Origin of the sequence: Phytohabitans houttuyneae, from assembly GCF_011764425.1 — a bacterium.
Taxonomy (GTDB): Bacteria; Actinomycetota; Actinomycetes; order Mycobacteriales; family Micromonosporaceae; genus Phytohabitans; species Phytohabitans houttuyneae.
Window position 1 is genome coordinate 1,172,402 of the sequence record NZ_BLPF01000002.1, and the last position, 20,012, is coordinate 1,192,413.

The window sequence follows — 20,012 nt, forward strand, 5'->3', positions numbered from 1 at the left end:
AGTTTCCGCACGGGCAGCGGCGCACCGCCGACTCGCTCGTCGCGACGCTGGCGACCACGGCGGGGATGCTGGTCATGCCCGAGGACGAACGGGAGGCCGCGCTGGGCCGGATCCGCGCGTTCCTTGCCGGCAGGCCGGAGACCGCGGACGGCGAGTTCACCCTCCCGATGCTGACCTGCGTGCTGCGCGTGCGGCGGCGGTGAGAGGCGGCGCGGGTTCTGACTGAGTGACCGTGGCCAGCCGCTGGCCGAGTGCGGTCACGACGTGCCGCACCGCGCGGCCGTCGCGGCGGCTGCTCACCAGGCCGGCGCCGCGCAGCGCGGCGGCGTGCATGGACGCGGAGGCGGTGCTGATGTCCAGCGAACGCGCGAGGCCGCTGGTGGTGTGCTCGGTCAGCAGAGCGCGCAGGATCCTGGTGCGGGTGGCTCCCAGCACGTCGGCGAGCGCGTCGTGGTCGTCGTCGCCCAGGATGCCCCGCCGGTCCCAGAGCGTCGACGGCAGCGGGTAGCAGAGGGTGGGTCGCGTCCAGCCGAGCGCGACGCCCGGCCGGGTCCAGATCGAGGGCATCAGACGCAGTCCCCGCCCGGCGAGCTCGACGTCGCCGTCGATCGGTGTGTCGACTTCGAGCACACCGTCCTGCCACCGGATCCGCGGATGGAGCGTGTTCAGCGTCGCGGCAATGCCCTGGCTCGCGACCTGCCAGGCCCGATGGCTGAGCTCGGCCGAGACGGCACGCTCGATGCTCGGCCACAGCGGTGCCATGACGTCGTCGTAGTAGGCGTGCATGACAGTGCTCAGCTCAGCCAGCGCGCCGGCGCCGCCGCGGGCCAGCTCGCGGACCCAGGGCGACGGCGGCGACGGCCACGGCAGCTCGGCGAGCTGGGCGTGGATCCGCGCGGCAGGCGTGGACCGCACGCGGTCGAGCGCCTCGTCCAGGCAGCTTGTCGCCTCGGGGCAGAGGAACTCCGGGACGCTGCCGTGCGGCGGCACGATGTCCAGCAGCTGCCGCGCCGACGGCGCGAGGCCGGACCGTCGGGACAGCCACAGCCGCCGGAACGGGCTGGCGGACTGCTGCAGCAGCTGCGCGCTCACGGCCAGCTCGCAGTACGGCCCCGGGAGCGCGAACGCCGTCCGGGCGAGGTCTTCCACGTCGAACCGAAGCCGCATCATCGCGCACCCCCATCGCGTGCCCATGCCACGTTTCAGCAGCACTTGAAAGGTTTGCACGCATCGCACCCGGCCACCAACCATCATCTCGACAACCCGGGAAGCAGTCGGCGGTGGGGTGGAGGTTCGAGCCTTGAGGCAGAAGCTCTCGCGGGTGTTCGGCGGTATCGCCATCGCCGCGCTCGTTTTCGGTGGCGCGGCGTGCCAGGCCGGCGAGGACGACGGTGAAGACGGGGGCGGCAACGCGGCGTGCGGTCAGAAGATCGCCTTCTTCGGGCCGCTGACCGGTGACGCGGCAGGCCTCGGCATCCACATTCGCAACGGCGCCAAGCTCGCCATCGACCAGTACAACAAGGAGAACGCGGACTGCACCGCGGAGCTGGCCGAGTTCGACTCGCAGGGTGACCCGGCCAAGGCCCTGCCCTGGCCACGCAGGCGGTCGGCGACCAGAAGGTCATCGCGGTGGTCGGCCCGGCGTTCTCGGGTGAGTCCGAGGTCGCCGACCCGATCTTCCAGTCCGGCAACCTGCCGACCATCACCCCCTCGGCGACCCGCCCGAGCCTGAGCACCAAGGGCTGGAGCGTCTTCCACCGCGGCGTGGGTAACGACACCTCGCAGGGTCCGGCAGCCGGCCGGTACATCAAGGACGTGCTGAAGGCCGAGAAGGTCTACGTCGTGGACGACCAGTCGGCGTACGGCGCGGGCCTTGTCGACGAGGTCAAGAAGGTCATCGGTACACCGATCGGCGAGGACAGGGTCCAGGTCAAGCAGACCAACTTCTCGGCAGTGGTCACGAAGGTCAAGAACAGTGGTGCGACGGCGCTGTTCTTCGGCGGCTACTACACCGAGGCCGGCCTGCTGCTCAAGCAGCTCAAGGGCGCGGGCTGGACCGGCACGATGATCGCCGGTGACGGCGTCAAGGACGCCAACTTCATCGCGGTGGCGGGCCAGGCGGTGGCCGAGGGCACGATCACCACCTGCCCCTGCGCGCCGGCCACGGCCGCGAAGGGGACGTTCGTGAGCGACTACAAGGCCGCGTTCGACGACGCGGAGCCGGGCACCTACGCGGACGTGTCGTACGACCTCACGAAGATCGTGCTCGAAGGGTTGAAGGACGGTAAGGCGACGCGCGCCGACATGCTGTCCTGGATCAAGGCGTACAACAAGGCGGGCCCGGCCACGGGCGTGACCTACAAGTTCGAGAGCAACGGCGAGCTCGACCCCACCCAGGTCGTCATCTGGGCGTTCAAGGTGCGGGCGGGCAAGCTGGTCCCGGACCAGGAGATCGCGAAGGCCTGACCGTGGTGGGGATGGCGGTCGGCGGCCTCATCGACCTCGGCGAGATGCGGCACCGGCCCGAGGAGGCCGCGCCCGAGTCACCGCGCATGCCGGTCCGGCGGCGGCTGGCGTGGGCGCTGGCCGGGCTGACCGCCCTCGCCGCCACGCTGGGGCCGTCGACGTCCGCGCCGGCGGCGCTGGTCGAGGCGACGATCCCGGCGCGGCTGGGCGATTTCCCGTTCGCGGTGGGTGAACAGTTCTATGTGGTCACCTCCGACCGCGGGGAGCGGGCCGGGCCGCGAACCATCACCGCGTACTCCCTGCCGGCCGCCCAACGACTGTGGCAGGCGCCGCTGCCGCTGTCCGGCGCGCTGCGCGGGGTCGGCGCGACGGCCGGGCAGATGCTCATCAGCACCCAGCCGGAGCTGCTGCAACAGGTCGAAAGCGTGTCGATCCGCGAAGCTAGCGGCCAGATCGCGTGGCGGCGCCGGGCGCTCTTCGAGGGCGTGACGCCGGTCCGCGGTCACGTACTGCTGTGGACGTCGCCGGACGGCACGCCGACCGCCAGTACCGGGAACGAGACGCTGGAGGCCGTCGACGCGGTGACCGGCGCGGTCCGCTGGTCGTACCGGGTGCCGAAGGGAGGCTGGCTCTCCTACCGGTACGCCGGCCACGCCCCCACCCACGTGGTCACGCTCCTTGCCTCTGGCCGGGTCGAGGTGCGCGACGTGGAGGACGGGCGGGTCCTGGCGGCCGGCGACCTGCTGCCGCCTCGCCCGCCGTCGGTGCCGGCGGGCTACGTGCAGTTCGCCGGCGAACTCGTGCTGGTGCGCCAGGAGTCGATGGTCACCGCCTACGGCCTGGACCGGCTCGACCGGCGGTGGGCGGCCGCGATCGACCTGCCGACCGAGTACGTCATGCCGGACTGCGGCAAGACGCTCTGCGTCGTCTCGCAGCGCGGCGGCGTACGGGCGCTCGACCCCGCCACCGGCCGGCAGTTGTGGGCCGACCCGACGCGGACGTACCTCAGCCGGGCCGGCGACCACCTCGTGGCCGCGACACCCGCGCACGACGGCCTCGCCGACCTCGCCGTGCTCGACCCGCGGACCGGCCGGCAGCGGGAGCACCTCGGCGCCTGGGCCCTCGTCGGCCCGCCCGGGCCGAGCGGCGAACTGGTCGGCATGCGCACCGACCTGACCACCTCCCGCGCCTGGCTGGCCCGCCTCGACCCGCGCACCGGCGGCGCGCGCTTCTTCGCCCTGGTCGAAGCGGTCAGCGGCGACTGTGAGGTACACGCCGGCGCGGTCATCTGCCGCCGCCTCGACGCCACGATCGGTGTGTGGCGGTGATCGCCGGCAAGTACAGTGACGGCCGTGACGGGCTCCCGGCAGGCGGCGGTGCGCGGCTGGATCACCCGGCGTCGCCGGCTCCTGCGGCGCCTTGCCGTCGCGGCGGTGATCGCGCTGCTGCTCGTCAGCGGGCCGTGGCTGTGGACCACGTTCGCCGCGCACGGCCACGTGTACGACGAGGCCGACGCGCCGGCCGCCGACGTCGTGATCGTCCTGGGCACCGAGGTACTGCCCGACGGCCAGCCGAGCGCCCGGCTCGCCGGCCGCCTGGAGACGGCGGCGGCGCTGGTACGAAGCGGGCGGGCCCGGGTCGTCCTCGTGTCGGGCGACGGCAACGGCGTGTCCGGCGACGAGCCGGCGGCGATGACCGCCTACCTGACCGGGCGGCTCGGCGTGGACCCGCGGCGTGTCGTGGGCGACCCGGCCGGACTGGACACGTACGACAGTTGTATCCGCGCCCGCGACGTGTACGGCGTCGAGCGGGCCCTGGTGGTGACGCAGTCGTACCACGTCTCGCGGGCGGTGACGCTGTGCCGGCACCTCGGCCTCGACGTGGACGGGGTGACGGCCCGCTGCCCCAGCTGTTCGACGTGGCTGATCGCCCGCAAGAGCGCGCGCGACTACCTCGCCAGCGCGAAGGCGGCGTGGGACGCGGTCCGGCGGCGGCCGCCGGCGGTCAGCTCACCGGACAGCCCCGCCGTCGAGGACGCGCTGCGCGGGACGTGACGCGCGGTCAGCCGCTCTGCTCCAGCTTCCGCAGGACCTCTTCGGTGGCCCCGCGCAGCACGCGGCGCCCGCCGAGGACGAGCAGCACCGCGATCAGCCTTCCCTTCAGGCTGGCGGGCCGGCGGTCGACGGTGACGTGGATGTGGCTTCCGGTGCCGGCCGGCGTCACCTGGTACAGCCAGGAGCTGCCGGGACGCCACGTGTTCGACTCGATCGTCTCCACCCGTACCGTGCCGGGGGTTGACCAGTCGTAGCGGTTGCGCTCCCAGACGCCGCCGGCCAGCGACGAGCCCTCGGTGACATCGGCCGAGTCCGCACCCACCTCGTGCACCTTCAGGTGCTCCGCGTCGATGTTGGGCCAGACGTCGGCCCGCGCCGGAGAGAAGTCGGTCAGGGCGCCGATGAACCGCTCCGGTGAAACCCCACTGTTGACGTCGAACTCGACTCGCGGCATCGCAGGCCCCCATCATCCCAATTGGCGATCATCCTATTCCTTAGGTGGCGGCGGCGGGCGGCGTCGTCGACGGTGGACGGGTGGAGCCCGCGTTCGTACTCCTGCACAGCATGCTGTTGGGCCCGTCGACCTGGGCTCCGGTGGCCGCCCGGCTGGCGGCCTCCGGCGCGGTGGCGGTGGTGCCGTCGTTTGTCGACGTGGCGGACCTGGACGACCCACCGTTCTGGCCGCGGGTCGCCGCGACCGTCGACGACGCCCTCACCCGGTTGCCGCCGCACCAGCCGGTCGTGCTGGTCGCGCACAGCAACGCGGGCCTGCTGGTACCCGCCGTCGTGCGGGCGGCCCGGCGCCCGGTCGCCGGGTGCCTGTTCGTCGACGCCAGCCTGCCGGCGCGCACCGGGCCCACACCCGCCGCGACGGCCGAGCGGCTGGCCTTTTTGCGCACACTGGCGACCGGGGGCCGGCTGCCACAGTGGACGACCTGGTGGAGTGAGGACGATGTGGCACGGCTGTTTCCCGACCGGCGGACCAGGTCGACGGTCGCGGCCGAGCAGCCCCGGCTCCCGCTGAGCTATTACGAACAACAGCTTCCGGTACCCGCCGGCTGGGACCGCCGGCCATGCGGGTACCTGCTGTTCGGGCCGCCGTACGACCGGATGGCGGATGAGGCGCGCGAACGTGGCTGGGACGTGGACGAACTCCCGGCGGCCACCTGCACCAACTCGTCGCCCCGGACGCGGTGGCGGCTCGCCTCGTCGCGATGACCGCGCGGTGGACCACATAGAGGCGGAGCGGGCGGCCTTCACCCTTCGCGGTCGCCCGGCTCATCAAAGGAGAAAGCCTGCAGGCCGAAGGTGCATTTGTTTATGTGGAAGTTCCATTCGGCAATTAGGTTAACGTGTTTGTGTGCATGAATTGGTTCACGCAATCACTCGTCGGGGTGATGAGAAACAATACATGGAACCGTCCGACGAATTGCCACCGTCGAAAGTGGTGCGATGGTCAGCGATCGACCGATGGTGCTTAGTGTCAATGTCTCAATAGCGTGCTTAAGCACTGCGGCATCCAAGCGCGATCCGCTATTCGGATCGCCGCACCCGAACCCCCGTTGGGAGAGTGGCATGCACCTGTCCATCGGCATCGCACGAAGATCTGTAAACCGCAGACAGCCCATCCGGCGTCGACCACGGCGGGCGGCGGTCGCGCTCGGCCTGCTCACAATGGCCGTACCGAGCCTGGTCGCGCTGCCCGCAGGACCGGCGGCCGCCGCGGTCACCGGCACAAATGTGCTCTACACGACCGACGCCGATTTCGATCAGGGAGTGCTGCAGGACGTCAACCACGACGCCCCCAACAACGACCAGCTCCAGCTCGACCGGACGCAGACATTCTTCCCGTACGTGAATATCGCCAAATCGGCGGCCGGGACGATGGTCCGCATCGACGTCAACACCGGCGACGTGCTCGGCGAGTGGTTTTCGGCGCCCAGCGGGCGCGGGCGTGACCCGTCGCGCACCACGGTGGACCGGCTGGGCAACACCTGGCTGTCCAACCGTGCCGAGGCGGCCGGCGGAGACGGCTCGGTGACCCGGGTCGGTGTCGTGGTGGGAGGCACCCGTTCCAACGTGGACGGTACGGCGAACCCCAACGGGGACTACCTCAAGCCGCCGTTCGCGTACAACACCTGCGACGACCGGGACGACGACGGGCTGATCGCCACGTCGCGCGGGATGGGCGACGTGCGGGCGTGGACCAACGCGGGCGGTGTGGACAACGACGGCGGCGTGGAGACCGCCGCCGACGAATGCGTCATCAACTACACCCGGGTCAATGGCACGAACACCCGGACGGTGGCCGTGGACGCGGAGAACAACCTGTGGACCGGCGGCTCCGACAACGACCACGAGAAGGTCGACGGGGTGACCGGGGCGCCGGTCGACGACACCCAGATCAACCTCGGCTGCGGTGGCTACGGCGGCCTGGTCGACAAGGCCGGCACGCTGTGGTCCGCGCGCTTCGGAGCCAACCTGCTGCGCTTCGAACCGGACCCGGCACCCGGCAGCGGTGCCTGCCTCGACGCCAGCCACGGCGACTACGGCCTGGGCATGGACCCGGTGACCGGCGAGATCTGGCACACCAGGGTGGACGCCGGCGTGGTGGTGAAGATGGCGCCCGACGGCACGGTGCTGGGTACGTATCCGCACGGCAACACGTTCGCTCAAGGGGTCGCTGTGGACGCCAGCGGCAACGTGTGGGTGGCCCACTCGATCCTCGGTCCACAGACGACGGTCGGCCACCTGCGCACCGACGGCACGTTCGTCGGCAACGTCGCACTGCCCGGCGGAAGCGGTCCGACCGGCGTCGCGGTCGACAGCAACGGCAAGATCTGGGTCGCCAACCGGGACAGCAGCAACGCCATGCGGATCGACCCGGCCGCCGGCCCGACGGGTGGCGGCGGATTCCCCGTCGGCGCGGTCGACCTGACCGTCAATCTCGGCGCCAACTCCTTCCCGTACAACTACAGCGACATGACGGGCTCGGTCCTCGGTGAGGTCACCGCGCCGGTCGGCACCTGGTCCGTGGTGCAGGACGGTGGCGTCGCCGGCCAGACGTGGGGGAAGGTCACCTGGAATACCGAGCCACAGGGCAGCGTGCCCGCCGGAACGAGCATCACGGTGCAGGCCCGCGCCGCGAACGCCGAAGCGGACCTCGCCGCGCAGCCCTTCGTCCCGGTCGGCAACGGCGCTCAGTTCGGCCTCGTCGGGCGCTTCATCGAGGTACGAGCGACGCTGCTGGCCAGCCCGTCCGGCGACAGCCCGATCCTGTCCGACCTGCGCATCGAGGCTGCCGACCGCAACGGCATCTTCTCCTGCATCGCGACCGTGCTGCGCATAGCCGGACTGACCTCGACCGTGGCCAACCCGCCGGACGTTCCCTGCGCCGACGACCACGAGACGCTCGCCCAGGTGGCGCTGAACGCCGGCGTCATCAACGTGACCGCCACCGGGCTCGACGCGGTCACCAACCAGACGCCGGACAACCTGGCCGCGTCGCCGCCCGCGCCGGGCGACAACGCGACGGCGACGGCGAAGGTGCTCACCAGTCGCATCACGTCCGGCCTGATCGTCCCGCTCGTCACGATCGAGTTGGGCGTGATCACGTCCACCGCGACCGCCACCTGCGTAGCCGGACCGGGCGGCACCCTGGTGCCGTCCTTCACCGGCTCGTCGAGCATCGCGAGCCTGAAGATCAACGGAATCCCGGTCACCGTCGGCAGCGCACCGCTGACCATCCCGCTGGTGATCGGTTCCTTGCGGCTGAACAGCACCACGACCACCGCCACCACGGTCACGCAGCACGCCGTCATCCTCGACACGCTGGCCACTGACGTGGCCATCGGCGAGGCGAAGGCGAACGTCGAGGCCAAACCAGGCCAGCCGGGCGGTCACCCCTGCCAGGTGTGACCGTCGTTCCACAAAGCGGGGGTACGGGCGCCGGTCCCGTACCCCCGCGTCGCAGTGCCGCCGGGGCAACCGGTCAGAAGAATCCGAACGAACCGCCTGGTCCGTCGAGATCTTCATCCGGCTTTTTGACGCGGGTCGTCAGCTCTTCGAATTCCACGCGCGGCGGGGGCGGCGGGACCGGGCTCGCTGGGGCTTCGTCGAGGTTGGTGACGGGTGTTTGCTCGCGACGGTCGGCCCGCTCGCTTTCCGGCAGATCGGGAAATGCAATGAAGCCGCGGGTTACTGGCACGTCGAAGGTTGGTGGCGAAGCTGGTTGTCGCATGCGGTGCAGGTCGGCCGGTGGGTGGGTTGCCGCAAAGCGGTCGGCGAGTGACGTCAGGTGTTCGTGCGCTTCGGGGTCGATGGCGGGAGCGGTCGCCTGGGCGACGAGAAGCACCCGCGTCGTGTGGAGCATGGTCAGGTAGCCAGGGGCGCCCGCCCACGCGAACTTGCGGCTTTCCTGGTCGGTGTCTATCGCGATGATGGCGGCGGTCAGGCTGGCGCGCTGCACCAACGGGAGCCATTCCTCTTTCGCGCGCGGATCGCTGGCCCGGTCCAGCAGGTTTGTCAGGTCTCCCAGCGCCGACGCGAGGTCCATGTGCCGGGCGACAAGGTGCGCGCTCGGGTCCGGCGCGGGGCGGGACTGTGGGACCAGGGCCTGTGCTTCCGCGCAGATGGCCGAGACGAGAAGGCCGGCGGTGGCGACGAGCAGCGACGCGACGACGACCGGGCCGGCGAGCGCTGCCGTTACCACTGTCGCGAGAAGGCCGGCGGCAACCGAGAGGGAGACGCGGACCAGGTACGGGCGTATCGCCGTGGTTAGTCCCAGAGCGCGCTCACGCCATTCCTGACCGTCGTGTTCGTCGAGCAGTGAGCGGATCTCGTCGTCGAAGTCTTTCAGCGCGGCGTCCAGGGCGTCGACCTGCGGCTGCGAAAGCACCGTGAGATGCGGCAGCGCAAGCATGACGTCCGCGAGCGAAGGCCTGCCGTCGGTGGGTGGCGTCCGCGGCACGGCGAGGTCCAGCTCGGCGAGCTGCCACAGCAGGTCGTGGGCGTCCTGCTCGCCGTGCCGGCCCTGCGGGCCCGCCAACATGGGGAGTGAGGCGCGGGTGAGGTCGATGATGTGCCTGGCATTGCGCAGCTCGCCGCGCAGGTTTTCGGCGGTCCGTGCCCTTTCGCCCGCCGCCATGGCGTGCCAGCTGGCGTCGACGAGCTCCCACGCGGCGTCGAGGCGCGCGGCTGGATCGTGCGATCCGTGCGACGCCGAGCCCGCTGGCCCATTCACGGCAGCAAGTATTTCAGGGGTACATCGAGGTGTCGACCGCCGCTCTGGGGTCCGTGTAAGGATGGCGGTGATGGAGTCCTACGTTGAGCGTCCCCCGTTGCCCGCCCTGGCGGGCGTGGTGCGGACGGTCTGGATCCAGCGCACCGGCGACGCGCCCTACGTGCAGCGTCACCTGCCGACGGGCGGGATCGAGGTCCATTTCCCGATCGGTGGGCGGCCGCAGCTCGTCGGTCCGCTGACCGGGCCGGAGGTCGAGGTCATTCCGGCGCGCACCACGATCGTGGGCGTGCGGTTTCAGCCGGGCACCCCGCCGCCGCTGCCGGCGGTGCTCGACGACCTCGTGGACCAGCGGCTGAGCCTGGCGGAGCTGTGGGGACTGTCGGTGGACCGGCTCGTGGAGGCGATGGCGCGGGCCGCGACGCCGGAGCGGGCGCTCATGCTCCTGCAGGGACACCTGCTGCGGGAGTACCGGGTGGCGGTGCCGGTGGACCCGGTGGTGGGTGAGGCCGTCAAGGCGCTGATGCCCTGGCACCCTGTCGACATCGACTCCCTGGCCACCCACCTGGCGCTGTCCGCCAGCCAGCTGCGCCGCCGCTGCCTGCACACGGTGGGGGTGAGTCCGAAGGTGCTGCAGCGCACGTTGCGGTTCCAGGGCTTTCTCGCGCTCGCCCAGGCAGGAGCCGCCGCTTCCGGTCGGCGCGGCGCGGACGGCATGGCGGGGCTCGCGGTCGACGTGGGGTACGCCGACCAGGCACACCTCAGCCGCGAGTGCCTCCGGCTGACCGGCCTCACGCCGCGCCAGCTGCTCGGCGGGACCGTCGACAGGTGCGCCTGCGGGCACGAGCACTCGGCCTCCTACAAGCCGTTTCTGGCCAGCCGCGGAAGGCCGCCGCTGCGCGTCTGAGGCTGCGCGATTCGTTCAAGACCGGCCGGTCGGGCGGTCCCTAGGTTGGACCCGTGCCTGACCTAGCAGTCGACGGCGAGGTGTTCACACCTTCCTCGCCGGGCTACGACGCGATCCGCCGCCCGGTCAACGCCGCCTTCCAGGACGTGCGTCCGGCTCTCGTGGTGCGGTGCCGTTCGGTAACGGACGTCGTCGCCACGGTCAGGTACGCGGCGGCCACCGGCCAGCGCCTCGTCCCGCGGGGTGGAGGGCATTGCTTCGCGGGCCGTTCGTCGACGGACGGGATCGTGCTCGACCTGTCCGGCCTCGACGGGATCTCGATGGCGGACAACCGGATCTCCACGATCGGAGCCGGCGCCCGCCTGGCACAGGTGTACGCGGCACTGCACGCGCACGGCCGCACGCTGCCGGCCGGGTGCGGCCCCACCGTCGGCATCGCCGGTCTCACCCTCGGCGGCGGGATCGGCCTGCTCGGACGCGTGTACGGGCTGACCTGCGATCGCCTGGCCGGCGCACAGGTGGTGCTCGCCGACGGCAGCGTCGTGGACTGCGACCACGAGCGCGAGCCGGACCTCTTCTGGGCGCTGCGCGGTGCGGGAGGCGGGCAGTTCGGGGTCGTCACGTCACTGCGGTTCGACACCGTGCCGGAGCCGGTGACGACCCGCATCGAGGCGCGCTGGTCGGACGTCGCCGTGGACGAGCTCGTGGCCGCCTGGCAGGACTGGGCACCGGACGCGCCGGACGAGATCACCGTCAACCTCACCCTCGAGTCCGAGCCCGGCGCCCCGGTGCGGGCCACGCTTTTCGGCGCCACCACCCTCGCGGAGGCGCCGGCCCGAGAACTGCTGCGTGGGCTCACGGATCGCCCGTGCGAGCTGCGCGGCGACCTTCCGTACCCCTGCTGAAGAGCAGTTTCGCGGACCTGGACCCGCCCGATCGGGCCGTGCGGGCCCGGTCGGAGTTTTTCGCCCGTGCGATGGCGGACCGCACGCTCGCGTCGCTGCTGGACCAGCTCGGCGAGCGGAGGGCGGTGGGCTGGCGGCAGCTGGCGTTCACCGCGATGGGTGGGGCGTACAACAGGGTCGCGGCGGACGCCACGGCGTTCGCCCACCGCGGCGAGCGCTTCCTGCTCGAACACATCGCGGAGGCGGCCGGCCCGTGGGTGGACCGGTCGTGGGCGACCGCACACGCCGGCGCGTCGGGGCGGGTCTACCCCAACTTTCCCGACCCCGCGCTCGACGACTGGGCGGCGGCCTACCACGCGGGCAACCACCGGCGGCTGGCGGCGGTCAAGGCCGCCTACGACCCGCAGCGGTTCTTCGACTTCCCGCAAGCCATCTGAACCTGAGGAGAGACATGAGCAAGGTGATCAGCGCTCACGCCGTTTCGGTCGACGGCTACATCAGTGGTCGCACGCCCGAGGGCGAGGCGGAGTTCGGGCGGGGTCTCGGCGACGCGCCCATGCTCTTCGACTGGTACGGCAACGGGGACACGCCGAGCCAGGTGTTCGACGGCTTCACGCTCAGCGAGGCCAGCGCCCGCTTCTTCGACGCGCTCGCGGCGCGGGTGGGAGCGTCGGTGGCGGGCCGCACCACGTACGAGCACTCAAGCCACTTCGGCGGCGACGGGCCGCACCCGACCGCGCCGCTGTTCGTGGTCAGCCACCGGCCGGTGCCCGGGATCAGCGAAAAGCAGACCCTCGTCACCACCGGCATCGGGGACGCCATCGCCGCGGCCCGCGTGGCCGCAGGGGACAGGAACGTCGCGCTGATGGGTGGCGGCCTGGTCACCGCGGCACTCAAGGCCGGGCTCGTCGACGAGATCGTCCTCCATCAGGTACCGGTACTGCTGGGCGGCGGTCACAGCTTCTTCCATGAACTGCCGGAGCACGTCAACCTGCGCCTGATCGAGGCCATCCCGGCGCCCGGCGTGACCCACCTTCACTACGAGGTGCTCCGATGATCCTTGTCACCGGAGGGCTGGGCATGATCGGCGCCCACACCGCCCGCGCGCTGCTCGACCTCGGGCAGGAGGTGGTCGTCACCTCCCACCGCAGCACCGACGTACCGTCGTTCCTCGACGGCAAGGTCACTGTGGAACGCCTCGACGTGACGGACCGGGAGGCGTTTCTCGCGCTCGGCGACCGCCACGAGATCAGCGACATCGTCCACCTCGCCGGCAGCGTTCCCGGCGAGGACCCGGTCGCCTTCTTCCGTACGGACACGACCGGCCTGCTCAACGCGTTGGCCGCCGCCCGCGCGTGGGGCGTACGCAGGTGTGCCGTCGCGAGCAGCCTGGGTGTCTACATCGGCCGGACGGAAGTGCCGTGGCGGGAGGAGCTGGCACTGCCCACAGTGGAGCTACCACACCTGATCATCGCGTTCAAGAAGGCCGTGGAGCCGCTCACCACGCACAGCCTGCAGGGCAGCGGCGTGCAGCCGGTCGTGCTGCGGATCGGGAGCATCTGGGGGCCGCTGATGGACCCGGAATCACCGTTCAACCACATCCCGCCGTACATCAGCGCCGTGCTCCGCGGCGAGCAGCCGCCCACCCTGCACGCCGGCGATGGCGGCGACCGCTGCTACGCGTCCGACGCGGGGCGCGCGATCGCATTGCTGATGACCGTGCCGATCCTGCGGCACGACACGTACAACGTCTCCAGCGGCCGGCCCTCCACCAACCGAGAGCTTGCCGACGCGCTGGAGGCGATCACTCCGGGCCTGCGGCTCGACGTGCTGCCCGGAGGGGAGCAAGGACCCCACCTCGACATCACCCGGCTGGTGCGGGACACGGGCTTCGCGCCGAGGTTCGACATGGCCGCGGCGGTCGCCGACTACGTCGCGTGGCGGGCCACCAACGCCCGCTGAGTCGCGCTGGTCACCGGCGCGGGCGGCTTTGCCGCAGGTGGCTCTCAAGCTGGGCGCAGCAATGCGCCCACGGACCGCGGTGGTCGGGTGGCGGCGGTCGAGGCGATGAACGAACCCGTGCAACTTCGGTGAAGGGTCCGTGCCAGCGTTTGCGGCGGACGCGACAACCGGAGGAGGGGTCGTATGAACGGTAGGCGATACGTGGGCCTGCGGGCGCTGCTGGCGACGGTGGTGGTGACACTGGCGGCGGTCTTTGCCGGCGGCGCGCCCGCGCAAGCCCAACCGTGGCCGGTCGTCGACGGCTTCGAAGGCGACCATCAGAACAGGTGGGCGTACACCAGGACCGGCGACGGGTGGGCCAACACCGACACCAGGCCGGAGTACGCGAGGACGGGCCAGAACTCGGCTACTCTCGGCGGCGCTTCCGGCTGGGCCGCTGTCGAGGGCTGGGTGGTGCTCGATCCCACCTCAAGCTATCGGACCTGTGGCGCGAACATCTACGCGTGGGGAAACCAGGAGAGCCTCCTGCACCTCGAACTGATCGACAGCACGACGTGGATGTACATCTCGCGCACCGAGAAGGTGATTCCGAAGTCGAACACCAAGGACTACCGCCAGGTGCTCTTCCAGAACTTCCCGCACACGACGACCCGCATCGTCATCCGCATGTGGGTGGGCGGCGGCCAGGGCAGCGACCCGAACGAGGTCCACCTGGACGACTTTTACCTTTGGTGCTCACGCCCGATCGGCTGACTGAGCGCAGAAAAGAGACCGTGGCCGGAGCCATGCAACGGTTTCCGCCGCGTACCCGGACGCGCGCGCTCATGATCAGGTGGTCGGGTCGCCGGCCGCTTGCTCACGTGCCCGGTTCACGATCGCCTCGGCTTCCCGCCGCGCGGTGGTCACGATCTCCTCGGCTTCGCGCCGCGCTTCCGCGCGGTGGTCGGCGGCCTGCTCCTCGGCGAGCTCGAGGACCTGCTCCACGCGGGTGCCCAAGCCGCTGAGGGTGGGCCGCTGCGGGTTTCGCCCTTGTCGTTCCGCGCCGTCGCCGGGGGCGGGTTCCGTGCTACCGAGCAGGGAGAGCACCACGCCGACAGCGGCGACCGCGACGCCGGACCACACGGCGGCGGCGCCGAGGGACGGGCCGGCGGCGGCGCCCACGCCGAGCCCCACGAGGACAGCGGCGGTCTTGGCCGGCTTGCGCACGGGGTCCTCCTCGGGAGTTGCGGGAAGGGCTTCCGCTTCCAGCATGGTGAGCGAGTCAACACGCGGCGGGCGCACGCCGGGCAAGGCCGGGGGAGTGGGGTCAGCAGGTCGAGTGAAAGAGCCCGGCGACGGCGGTGCCGTTGGCGGCGAGTTCGTTGTACGCCTGTACCGCCTCGGTGGTCTCGGCGATGTGTACGGTGACCCCGCGCTGCTCCAGTAGCTCGACGGTGCGCGGATCCACCTGGAGCTGCAGCTGCATGCCGCGCGACAGCACCACCGCCGTGGCGCCGCGGGCCAGAAGCTCCTCGACGTCGGCGGGCTGGATGCCTGGGCTGTGGCGGGTGCCGGTCTCGGACCAGTCCCACGGGCGGCCACCGCCGGGGTAGAGCTTGAAGTCCTTGCCGACGTCGAGGCCTTCGACCTCCATGCGCCCCCACGAGATCGACCGGATGCGCGGCGAGCGGGTCGTTTCGGTGGTCACGGTGTCCTCTCGTTCGGGTTGCGAGGGTACTCGCCGCCCCTCGGGTGGCTCAGCGCGGAGGGACGAGGCCGTGTTCGTAGGCGAACACGACGATCTGTACCCGGTCGCGCAGGCCGAGCTTGCGCAGGATCGCACCGATGTGTGTCTTCACGGTGGACTCGCTGGCGAAGACCTGGGCGGCTATCTCGGCGTTGGACAGTCCGCGGGCGGCGGCGGTGAAGACGTCGCGTTCCTTGTCGGTCAGCGCGAGGTACGCCTCGGGTGTCGGCACGGGCGCCCGGAAGTGGTGGTCCATCAGCGTGGTCAGGTCGGGCGGCGCCAGCACCGCGTTGCCACTGTGGACGGTGCGGATGGCGTCGCGCAGCATCACCGGGGTGGTGTCCTTGAGCAGGAAGCCGCTGGCCCCGTACCGGATGGCGGTGGCCGCCTGGTCGTCGAGGTTGAAGGTGGTCAGCACCAGCACGCGGACCGGCTTGGGGCGGCGGCTGACCCGCTCGGGCAGGAAGATCTGCCGGGTGGCCTCGACGCCGTCCATGCCCGGCATGCGGATGTCCATCAGCACGACGTCGGGCGCCAGTTCGTCGACGAGGCGGACCGCCTCGCTTCCGTCGCCGGCCGTGCCGACCACGGACATGCCCTCCTGCGCGTCCACGATGACCGCCACGCCGGAGCGGAAGAGCTCCTGGTCGTCGGCGAGCAGGACGCTGATCGGCCCGGTCACGACAGCGGCTCCCGCACGGGGATCCACGCGGTCGCGGTGAACCTCGGCTCCCCGGCCACCTCGTGCCGGTCGACGTCGAGCCGGCCGCCGACCGACTCCACCCGCTGCCGCATGCCGGTCAGGCCCTGGCCGGCGGTCCAGTCCGCGCGGTGGGGTGCCAGCGCGGCGTTGCTCACCGAGATCCGCAGGGTGGCCTCCCAGTCTCCGTCCGGCCAGCGGCGTTCCACGGTGATGGGGTGATCCCGCCGGCCGTGTTTCATCGCGTTTGTCACCATTTCCTGCAACGTGCGGAATGCGATCAGGTCCAGCTCCGGCGGCATCGTCCGGGGCGTGCCGGTCTGTGTGGAGACCACACCGTGGCCGCTCGTGCGCAGCCCTTCTATCAGGCTGTCCAGGTCCGGCGTCGACGCCGCGAGCCCCTCCTGCGTGGCCGTCAGCACCTGCCGCACGCTCTGCAGCGAGGTCCGGGCCGAGGTGGCGATGTTCGCCAGGGTCGTCTTGAGCGCTGCCGGGTCGCCGTCCGGCAGGTACTGGCCGGACTCGGCCTGGGCGAGTATCACCGCGAGGGAGTGGCCGACGACGTCGTGCACCTCCCGCGCGAGCTGGGCCTGGTCCTCGCGCAGCCGGGCGATCTGCCGGGCCTGGGCCCGGTCCGCCTCGGCCCGGGCCACGTCCGCCGAGGCCAGATCGACAGTGGTACGGGCGCGCGCCGCCACGCGCAGCACCATGCCGGCCATCCACGGCACACCCAGCAGGGCCGCCCCGATCAACGCGGCGAACGGCTGCCACGTCTCACCGAGGGCCTGCAGCGCGCTCAGGTCGAGAAAACCGGACAGGAGCCGCCGGATCTCGGGAGCCAGGAACAGCACGGCGACCGCCGCGCCGGCCGGTACGGACAGCGCGCTGAGCCAGACCACCGTCGTGTTGCCCCAGCGGGCGGTCCCGAACGCCACCACCGCGATGGCCAGCTCGGTGGGGAGGATCGGGACGCCGACCACGACGTGAATCGCGGCCAGCGCCCACACCAGCGCGAGCGCGGCGCCCGGGGCGAGGCGGCTGACGCCCACCGCCGCCCCCGTGACCACCGCCACCACCGCGAGCAGCGCCACAAGCCGGGCGGGGGTGACCATCCCGAGCGGGGCCGGGCCGGCGTACTCGTCGTACGGGCCGTAGTTCAAGATCGCGATGACCAGACCGAGGGCCGCGACGATCAGCCCGGCCGCGGCGTCCGGCAGCCAATCCTGCCAGGCGGGTCGGGGCACGTTCACCCAGCGACCTTACGACGCGCCGGCCAGGACATCCTGGATGAGGATGTCGAGCAGCTCGGGGTACGGCACGCCGGCGGCGGCGAACATCCGCGGCACCTGGGACTGGCCGGTGAACCCGGGCGTGGTGTTGACCTCGTTGAGGACCGGACCGTCCGCGGTGAGGAAGAAGTCGACCCGGACGACGCCGCTGCACCCCAATGCGTCGTACATGCCGAGGGCGGCGTGTTCGAGCGCCTTGCGGTCCGCCTCGGCCAGCGGAGCCGGCACCCGGAAGACGGCCGATCCGTCGTACTTGGTGGCGTAGTCGAAGACGCCGCCGGCGACCACGATCTCCAGCGCCGGCGCGACGATCCGGGCGCCGCCCGGGCGGGCCAGCACGGCGAGGTCCACCTCCCGCCCCTCGACCACGTCTTCGACCAGCACCCGCCGGTCCAGCGCCAGCGCGGCGCCGACCGCCGCTGCCAGCTGCTCCGGGCGGTCCACCCGGGCGACACCGCGGCTCGAACCGGCCGCGACCGGTTTGACGACGACCGGGTGGGTCCAGGTGTACGTCGCGGCGGTCGCGGCCGTGAGCAGGACGCCGGGCGCGGTCGCGATGCCGATCGCGCCCGCCACCAGCTTGGTGACCCACTTGTCCATCGCGAGCGCGCCGGCGCTCAGGCCGGAGCCGGCGTACGGCACGCCGGCGAGGTCGAGCAGCGCGGCCACCGTGCCGTCCTCGCCGCGCGGCCCGTGCAGCAGCGGCAGCGCCACGTCGCAGCCCTGGAGAGTCTCGACCGCGCCGGCCAGGCCGACCGGGCGGTCACCCTCGTCGCGCCAGCCACCGTCCGCGCCGATGGTCAGGACCACCACCTGGTACCGGGCGGGGTCGAGCGCCGCCGTGGCCGCGGCGGCGGAGGCGAGGGAGACCTCGTGTTCGCAGTTCTGGCCGCCGCCGATGACGGCGACCCGGGTGCGGCGTGTGCTCATGTCAGGCTCCCGTGCGGGTCGCGGTTGTCGGCGGGCAGGACGTGGCGGCGAAGCCGCGGGCCGAGCCCGGTGACCAGCTCGTGCGCGATCGTGTCCGCCCAGCCCGCCCAGTCCTGGAGCGTCGGCTCGCCGCCGCCACCCGGGCCGAACACGGTGGCGGTCTCGCCGGGCCGTACCGGGTCGTCGCCGAGGTCGACGACGAGCTGGTCCATGGAGATGCGGCCGGCGATGCGGCGCCGCCGGCCGCGGACCTGCACCTCCGCCCGGGCCCAGGCGTGGCGGGGCAGGCCGTCGCCGTACCCGACCGGCACCAGCCCGAGCGTGGTCGCGGCCGGCGCGTGCCAGGCGTGGCCGTAGCCGACCGGAGTGCCGGCCGCGACGCGGCGCACGGCGACGACGGGGGCGGCAAGCGTCAGCGCGGTACGCAGGGCGGTGGTGCCGGTCGGGTCGATGCCGACCAGCGCGGCACCGACCCGTACCAGATCGAAATGGGCGCGCGGCTCGGTGAGGGCCGCCGCGGAGGCGGCCAGGTGGCGCACGGCCGGTCGCAGTCCCGCGTCGCGGGCCGCGGCCACCCCCCACTCGAACAGCCGCCGGCCGGCTGCGTTGGCCGGATGCCCGGGCGTCTCCGCGCACGCGAGGTGTCCCATCACGCCGACCACCCGGATCCGCCCTTCCCGCTCGGCGGCGTACGCCCGGCGGCACAGCTCGAGCCACGCCCCGGGTTCCGCGCCGTCGCGGGCCATGCCGGTGTCCAGGTGCAGGTGCACCCGCGCGAGACCGTCCGCGCGGGCGATCGCGTCGAGGTGGTCACGGCTGGGCACCGCCAGGTCGACGCACCGGCGCACCGCCGTGTCGAAGTCGGCGTCGACCGGGTTGAGCCAGCTCAGCACCGGTACCCGCAGGCCGGCGTCGCGCAGGGCGGCGGCCTCGTCGACGCTCGTCACGCCCAGCCAGCCCGCGCCGGCGGCGATGGCCGTGCGCGCGACGTCGACGGCGCCATGGCCGAACCCGTCGGCCTTGACCACCGCCATCAGCTCCGCCGCGGTACGCCGCCTGAGCAGCCGGACGTTGTGCGCGACGGCGTTCAGGTCGACGGTCAGCCGCGCGCCTTCGCCACGCGGCTCGTGGGGGGCGAGCACGGTCGCGGTCGCGGGGTGTGTCACGCCTCCGGCTCCGTCAGGACCGGGCCGTACAGCGCGGCGGGCGCGCCGGTCATCAAGGCCCAGTACCGGTCGCCGTAGCTCCAGTGCCACCACTCCGTGGGGTAGTTCACCAGGCCGGCGCCGCCCAGCACCTTGGCCAGCAGCTCCCGGCGCGCCCGGGCGTCCGCGTCGACGCCCTCCGCGTCGAAGTAGCATGCCCCGCCGGACTGCTCCGGTGTCGCGTCGATCGGCGTGCCCATGTCCAGCTCCGCGCCCTCCGCGTCGGCCAGCGTGAGGTCCACCGCCGCGGCCGCGACGTGCGGCGCCACCTCGACCGGTGACACGAACCTGCTCGTCAGGCGGTGCAGCTCGGCGGCGGGCAGCTCCGGGTGCAGGAGCCGAAGCTGCGCCGCGTAGGCGGAGATGATGGCCCGCTGCTGCCGGACCGGGCGATGACCCTCCACCACCAGCAGCCGAAGCCCGGCCGGCAGGGCGTCACGCGCGGTGGCGAGCCGCTCGCCCAGGCCCCGGCGGACCCACGCCCGTGCCGGCCCGAAGTCCGCGTCGAGGCGTACCAACGCCTCGCCGGCGTCGCGCACCGGCACGGCCGACACCCGAGGATCGGAAAGCAAGATTGTCATGATCCGAAGGTGGCGGCAGGCGGAGCGGGGCGCCTCAGCCTGAGGTGC

The 20,012-nt window shown here is 72.1% G+C and carries 23 protein-coding genes; 13 read left to right on the forward strand and 10 right to left on the reverse strand.

Annotated features, from left to right (window positions below; genetic code table 11):
* The first annotated feature begins 74 nt into the window (after positions 1 to 74).
* Positions 75 to 203 (forward strand): hypothetical protein, encoded by a 129-nt coding sequence (locus Phou_RS54590; protein WP_281365092.1) that lies wholly within the window; start codon positions 75 to 77, stop codon positions 201 to 203.
* Here the strand turns inward: Phou_RS54590 and Phou_RS28775 are convergent.
* Positions 157 to 1,170, reverse strand: coding sequence for an ArsR/SmtB family transcription factor (locus tag Phou_RS28775; RefSeq protein WP_218579242.1), 1,014 nt, complete (start codon positions 1,168 to 1,170; stop codon positions 157 to 159). The two genes, Phou_RS54590 and Phou_RS28775, sit on opposite strands and share 47 nt — an antisense overlap.
* Positions 1,171 to 1,300: 130 nt before the next feature.
* On the opposite strand from Phou_RS28775, the gene Phou_RS55070 reads away from it, so the two are divergent.
* The 4 genes from Phou_RS55070 to Phou_RS28790 are packed head-to-tail and all read left to right on the forward strand — an operon-like array spanning position 1,301 to position 4,520.
* Complete coding sequence (locus Phou_RS55070) at positions 1,301 to 1,732, forward strand: hypothetical protein (RefSeq protein WP_308784574.1); 432 nt, start codon at positions 1,301 to 1,303, stop codon at positions 1,730 to 1,732.
* Positions 1,630 to 2,466: a branched-chain amino acid ABC transporter substrate-binding protein gene (locus tag Phou_RS28780; protein ID WP_308784575.1), complete on the forward strand. Its 837-nt coding sequence runs from the start codon at positions 1,630 to 1,632 to the stop codon at positions 2,464 to 2,466. Before Phou_RS55070 ends, Phou_RS28780 begins: the two co-directional genes overlap by 103 nt.
* An 11-nt stretch (positions 2,467 to 2,477) precedes the next feature.
* Entirely contained in the window at positions 2,478 to 3,794 is a 1,317-nt protein-coding gene (locus Phou_RS28785) for an outer membrane protein assembly factor BamB family protein (RefSeq protein ID WP_173061417.1), read from the forward strand.
* Between the two features lie 24 nt (positions 3,795 to 3,818).
* Positions 3,819 to 4,520: a SanA/YdcF family protein gene (locus tag Phou_RS28790; protein WP_246273922.1), complete on the forward strand. Its 702-nt coding sequence runs from the start codon at positions 3,819 to 3,821 to the stop codon at positions 4,518 to 4,520.
* Positions 4,521 to 4,527: 7 nt separating this feature from the next.
* On the opposite strand, the gene Phou_RS28795 is transcribed toward Phou_RS28790, so the two are convergent.
* The gene (locus Phou_RS28795; protein ID WP_173061420.1) at positions 4,528 to 4,974 is read right to left on the reverse strand and encodes a hypothetical protein; all 447 of its coding nucleotides are present in this window, start codon (positions 4,972 to 4,974) and stop codon (positions 4,528 to 4,530) included.
* Between the two features lie 44 nt (positions 4,975 to 5,018).
* Between Phou_RS28795 and Phou_RS28800 the strand changes: the two genes are divergently transcribed.
* Together Phou_RS28800 and Phou_RS28805 are read left to right on the forward strand one after the other, a co-directional pair.
* A complete protein-coding gene (locus Phou_RS28800; protein ID WP_246273923.1) occupies positions 5,019 to 5,738 on the forward strand; it encodes an alpha/beta fold hydrolase in 720 nt (239 codons plus the stop codon).
* A 456-nt stretch (positions 5,739 to 6,194) separates the two neighbouring features.
* Positions 6,195 to 8,438 carry an NHL repeat-containing protein gene (locus Phou_RS28805; protein ID WP_246273924.1) on the forward strand — a complete coding sequence of 748 codons (2,244 nt, stop codon included), beginning with the start codon at positions 6,195 to 6,197 and terminating at the stop codon, positions 8,436 to 8,438.
* A gap of 73 nt (positions 8,439 to 8,511) precedes the next feature.
* Here Phou_RS28805 and Phou_RS28810 read toward each other — a convergent pair whose 3' ends face one another.
* Positions 8,512 to 9,666, reverse strand: coding sequence for a hypothetical protein (locus Phou_RS28810; protein WP_173061423.1), 1,155 nt, complete (start codon positions 9,664 to 9,666; stop codon positions 8,512 to 8,514).
* A 166-nt stretch (positions 9,667 to 9,832) separates the two neighbouring features.
* Between Phou_RS28810 and Phou_RS28815 the strand changes: the two genes are divergently transcribed.
* From Phou_RS28815 to Phou_RS28835, 6 genes are all read left to right on the forward strand, one after another.
* Positions 9,833 to 10,666 carry a helix-turn-helix domain-containing protein gene (locus tag Phou_RS28815; RefSeq protein ID WP_173061427.1) on the forward strand — a complete coding sequence of 278 codons (834 nt, stop codon included), beginning with the start codon at positions 9,833 to 9,835 and terminating at the stop codon, positions 10,664 to 10,666.
* Positions 10,667 to 10,719: 53 nt separating this feature from the next.
* On the forward strand, positions 10,720 to 11,571 hold the full coding sequence (locus Phou_RS28820; RefSeq protein ID WP_218579243.1) for an FAD-binding oxidoreductase: 852 nt from the start codon (positions 10,720 to 10,722) through the stop codon (positions 11,569 to 11,571).
* A 38-nt stretch (positions 11,572 to 11,609) separates the two neighbouring features.
* Positions 11,610 to 12,008, forward strand: coding sequence for an FAD-binding oxidoreductase (locus tag Phou_RS51355; protein WP_218579244.1), 399 nt, complete (start codon positions 11,610 to 11,612; stop codon positions 12,006 to 12,008).
* Positions 12,009 to 12,022: 14 nt separating this feature from the next.
* Positions 12,023 to 12,628 (forward strand): dihydrofolate reductase family protein, encoded by a 606-nt coding sequence (locus Phou_RS28825; RefSeq protein WP_173061429.1) that lies wholly within the window; start codon positions 12,023 to 12,025, stop codon positions 12,626 to 12,628.
* Positions 12,625 to 13,533 carry an NAD-dependent epimerase/dehydratase family protein gene (locus Phou_RS28830; RefSeq protein ID WP_173061432.1) on the forward strand — a complete coding sequence of 303 codons (909 nt, stop codon included), beginning with the start codon at positions 12,625 to 12,627 and terminating at the stop codon, positions 13,531 to 13,533. The genes Phou_RS28825 and Phou_RS28830 overlap by 4 nt, the downstream gene beginning before the upstream one ends.
* 183 nt (positions 13,534 to 13,716) lie before the next feature.
* Positions 13,717 to 14,286, forward strand: coding sequence for a hypothetical protein (locus tag Phou_RS28835; RefSeq protein ID WP_173061435.1), 570 nt, complete (start codon positions 13,717 to 13,719; stop codon positions 14,284 to 14,286).
* 75 nt (positions 14,287 to 14,361) lie between these two features.
* Here the strand turns inward: Phou_RS28835 and Phou_RS28840 are convergent, their stop codons facing one another.
* From Phou_RS28840 to Phou_RS28870, 7 genes are all read right to left on the reverse strand, one after another.
* Entirely contained in the window at positions 14,362 to 14,739 is a 378-nt protein-coding gene (locus Phou_RS28840) for a hypothetical protein (protein ID WP_173061436.1), read from the reverse strand.
* A 100-nt stretch (positions 14,740 to 14,839) separates the two neighbouring features.
* Positions 14,840 to 15,220, reverse strand: coding sequence for an Mth938-like domain-containing protein (locus Phou_RS28845; protein WP_246273925.1), 381 nt, complete (start codon positions 15,218 to 15,220; stop codon positions 14,840 to 14,842).
* Between the two features lie 49 nt (positions 15,221 to 15,269).
* Entirely contained in the window at positions 15,270 to 15,941 is a 672-nt protein-coding gene (locus tag Phou_RS28850; protein ID WP_173061439.1) for a response regulator, read from the reverse strand.
* On the reverse strand, positions 15,938 to 17,209 hold the full coding sequence (locus Phou_RS28855) for a sensor histidine kinase (RefSeq protein WP_173061442.1): 1,272 nt from the start codon (positions 17,207 to 17,209) through the stop codon (positions 15,938 to 15,940). The genes Phou_RS28850 and Phou_RS28855 overlap by 4 nt, the downstream gene beginning before the upstream one ends.
* Before the next feature lie 9 nt (positions 17,210 to 17,218).
* A complete protein-coding gene (locus Phou_RS28860; RefSeq protein ID WP_173061445.1) occupies positions 17,219 to 18,178 on the reverse strand; it encodes a D-alanine--D-alanine ligase family protein in 960 nt (319 codons plus the stop codon).
* On the reverse strand, positions 18,175 to 19,344 hold the full coding sequence (gene alr, locus Phou_RS28865) for an alanine racemase (protein WP_246273926.1): 1,170 nt from the start codon (positions 19,342 to 19,344) through the stop codon (positions 18,175 to 18,177). The genes Phou_RS28860 and alr overlap by 4 nt, the downstream gene beginning before the upstream one ends.
* Positions 19,341 to 19,964, reverse strand: coding sequence for a M15 family metallopeptidase (locus Phou_RS28870; RefSeq protein WP_173061448.1), 624 nt, complete (start codon positions 19,962 to 19,964; stop codon positions 19,341 to 19,343). The genes alr and Phou_RS28870 overlap by 4 nt, the downstream gene beginning before the upstream one ends.
* Positions 19,965 to 20,012: the final 48 nt, after the last annotated feature.

What these genes read in the sequence shown, in the direction of transcription:
- Phou_RS54590 (WP_281365092.1), top strand. Translation starts at nt 75, where the DNA reads ATGCCCGAGGACGAACGGGAGGCCGCGCTGGGCCGGATCCGCGCGTTC.
- Phou_RS28775 (WP_218579242.1), bottom strand. Translation starts at nt 1,170, where the DNA reads ATGATGCGGCTTCGGTTCGACGTGGAAGACCTCGCCCGGACGGCGTTC.
- Phou_RS28785 (WP_173061417.1), top strand. Translation starts at nt 2,478, where the DNA reads ATGGCGGTCGGCGGCCTCATCGACCTCGGCGAGATGCGGCACCGGCCC.
- Phou_RS28795 (WP_173061420.1), bottom strand. Translation starts at nt 4,974, where the DNA reads ATGCCGCGAGTCGAGTTCGACGTCAACAGTGGGGTTTCACCGGAGCGG.
- Phou_RS28805 (WP_246273924.1), top strand. Translation starts at nt 6,195, where the DNA reads ATGGCCGTACCGAGCCTGGTCGCGCTGCCCGCAGGACCGGCGGCCGCC.
- Phou_RS28810 (WP_173061423.1), bottom strand. Translation starts at nt 9,666, where the DNA reads ATGGCGGCGGGCGAAAGGGCACGGACCGCCGAAAACCTGCGCGGCGAG.
- Phou_RS28815 (WP_173061427.1), top strand. Translation starts at nt 9,833, where the DNA reads ATGGAGTCCTACGTTGAGCGTCCCCCGTTGCCCGCCCTGGCGGGCGTG.
- Phou_RS28825 (WP_173061429.1), top strand. Translation starts at nt 12,023, where the DNA reads ATGAGCAAGGTGATCAGCGCTCACGCCGTTTCGGTCGACGGCTACATC.
- Phou_RS28830 (WP_173061432.1), top strand. Translation starts at nt 12,625, where the DNA reads ATGATCCTTGTCACCGGAGGGCTGGGCATGATCGGCGCCCACACCGCC.
- Phou_RS28835 (WP_173061435.1), top strand. Translation starts at nt 13,717, where the DNA reads ATGAACGGTAGGCGATACGTGGGCCTGCGGGCGCTGCTGGCGACGGTG.
- Phou_RS28860 (WP_173061445.1), bottom strand. Translation starts at nt 18,178, where the DNA reads ATGAGCACACGCCGCACCCGGGTCGCCGTCATCGGCGGCGGCCAGAAC.
- Phou_RS28870 (WP_173061448.1), bottom strand. Translation starts at nt 19,964, where the DNA reads ATGACAATCTTGCTTTCCGATCCTCGGGTGTCGGCCGTGCCGGTGCGC.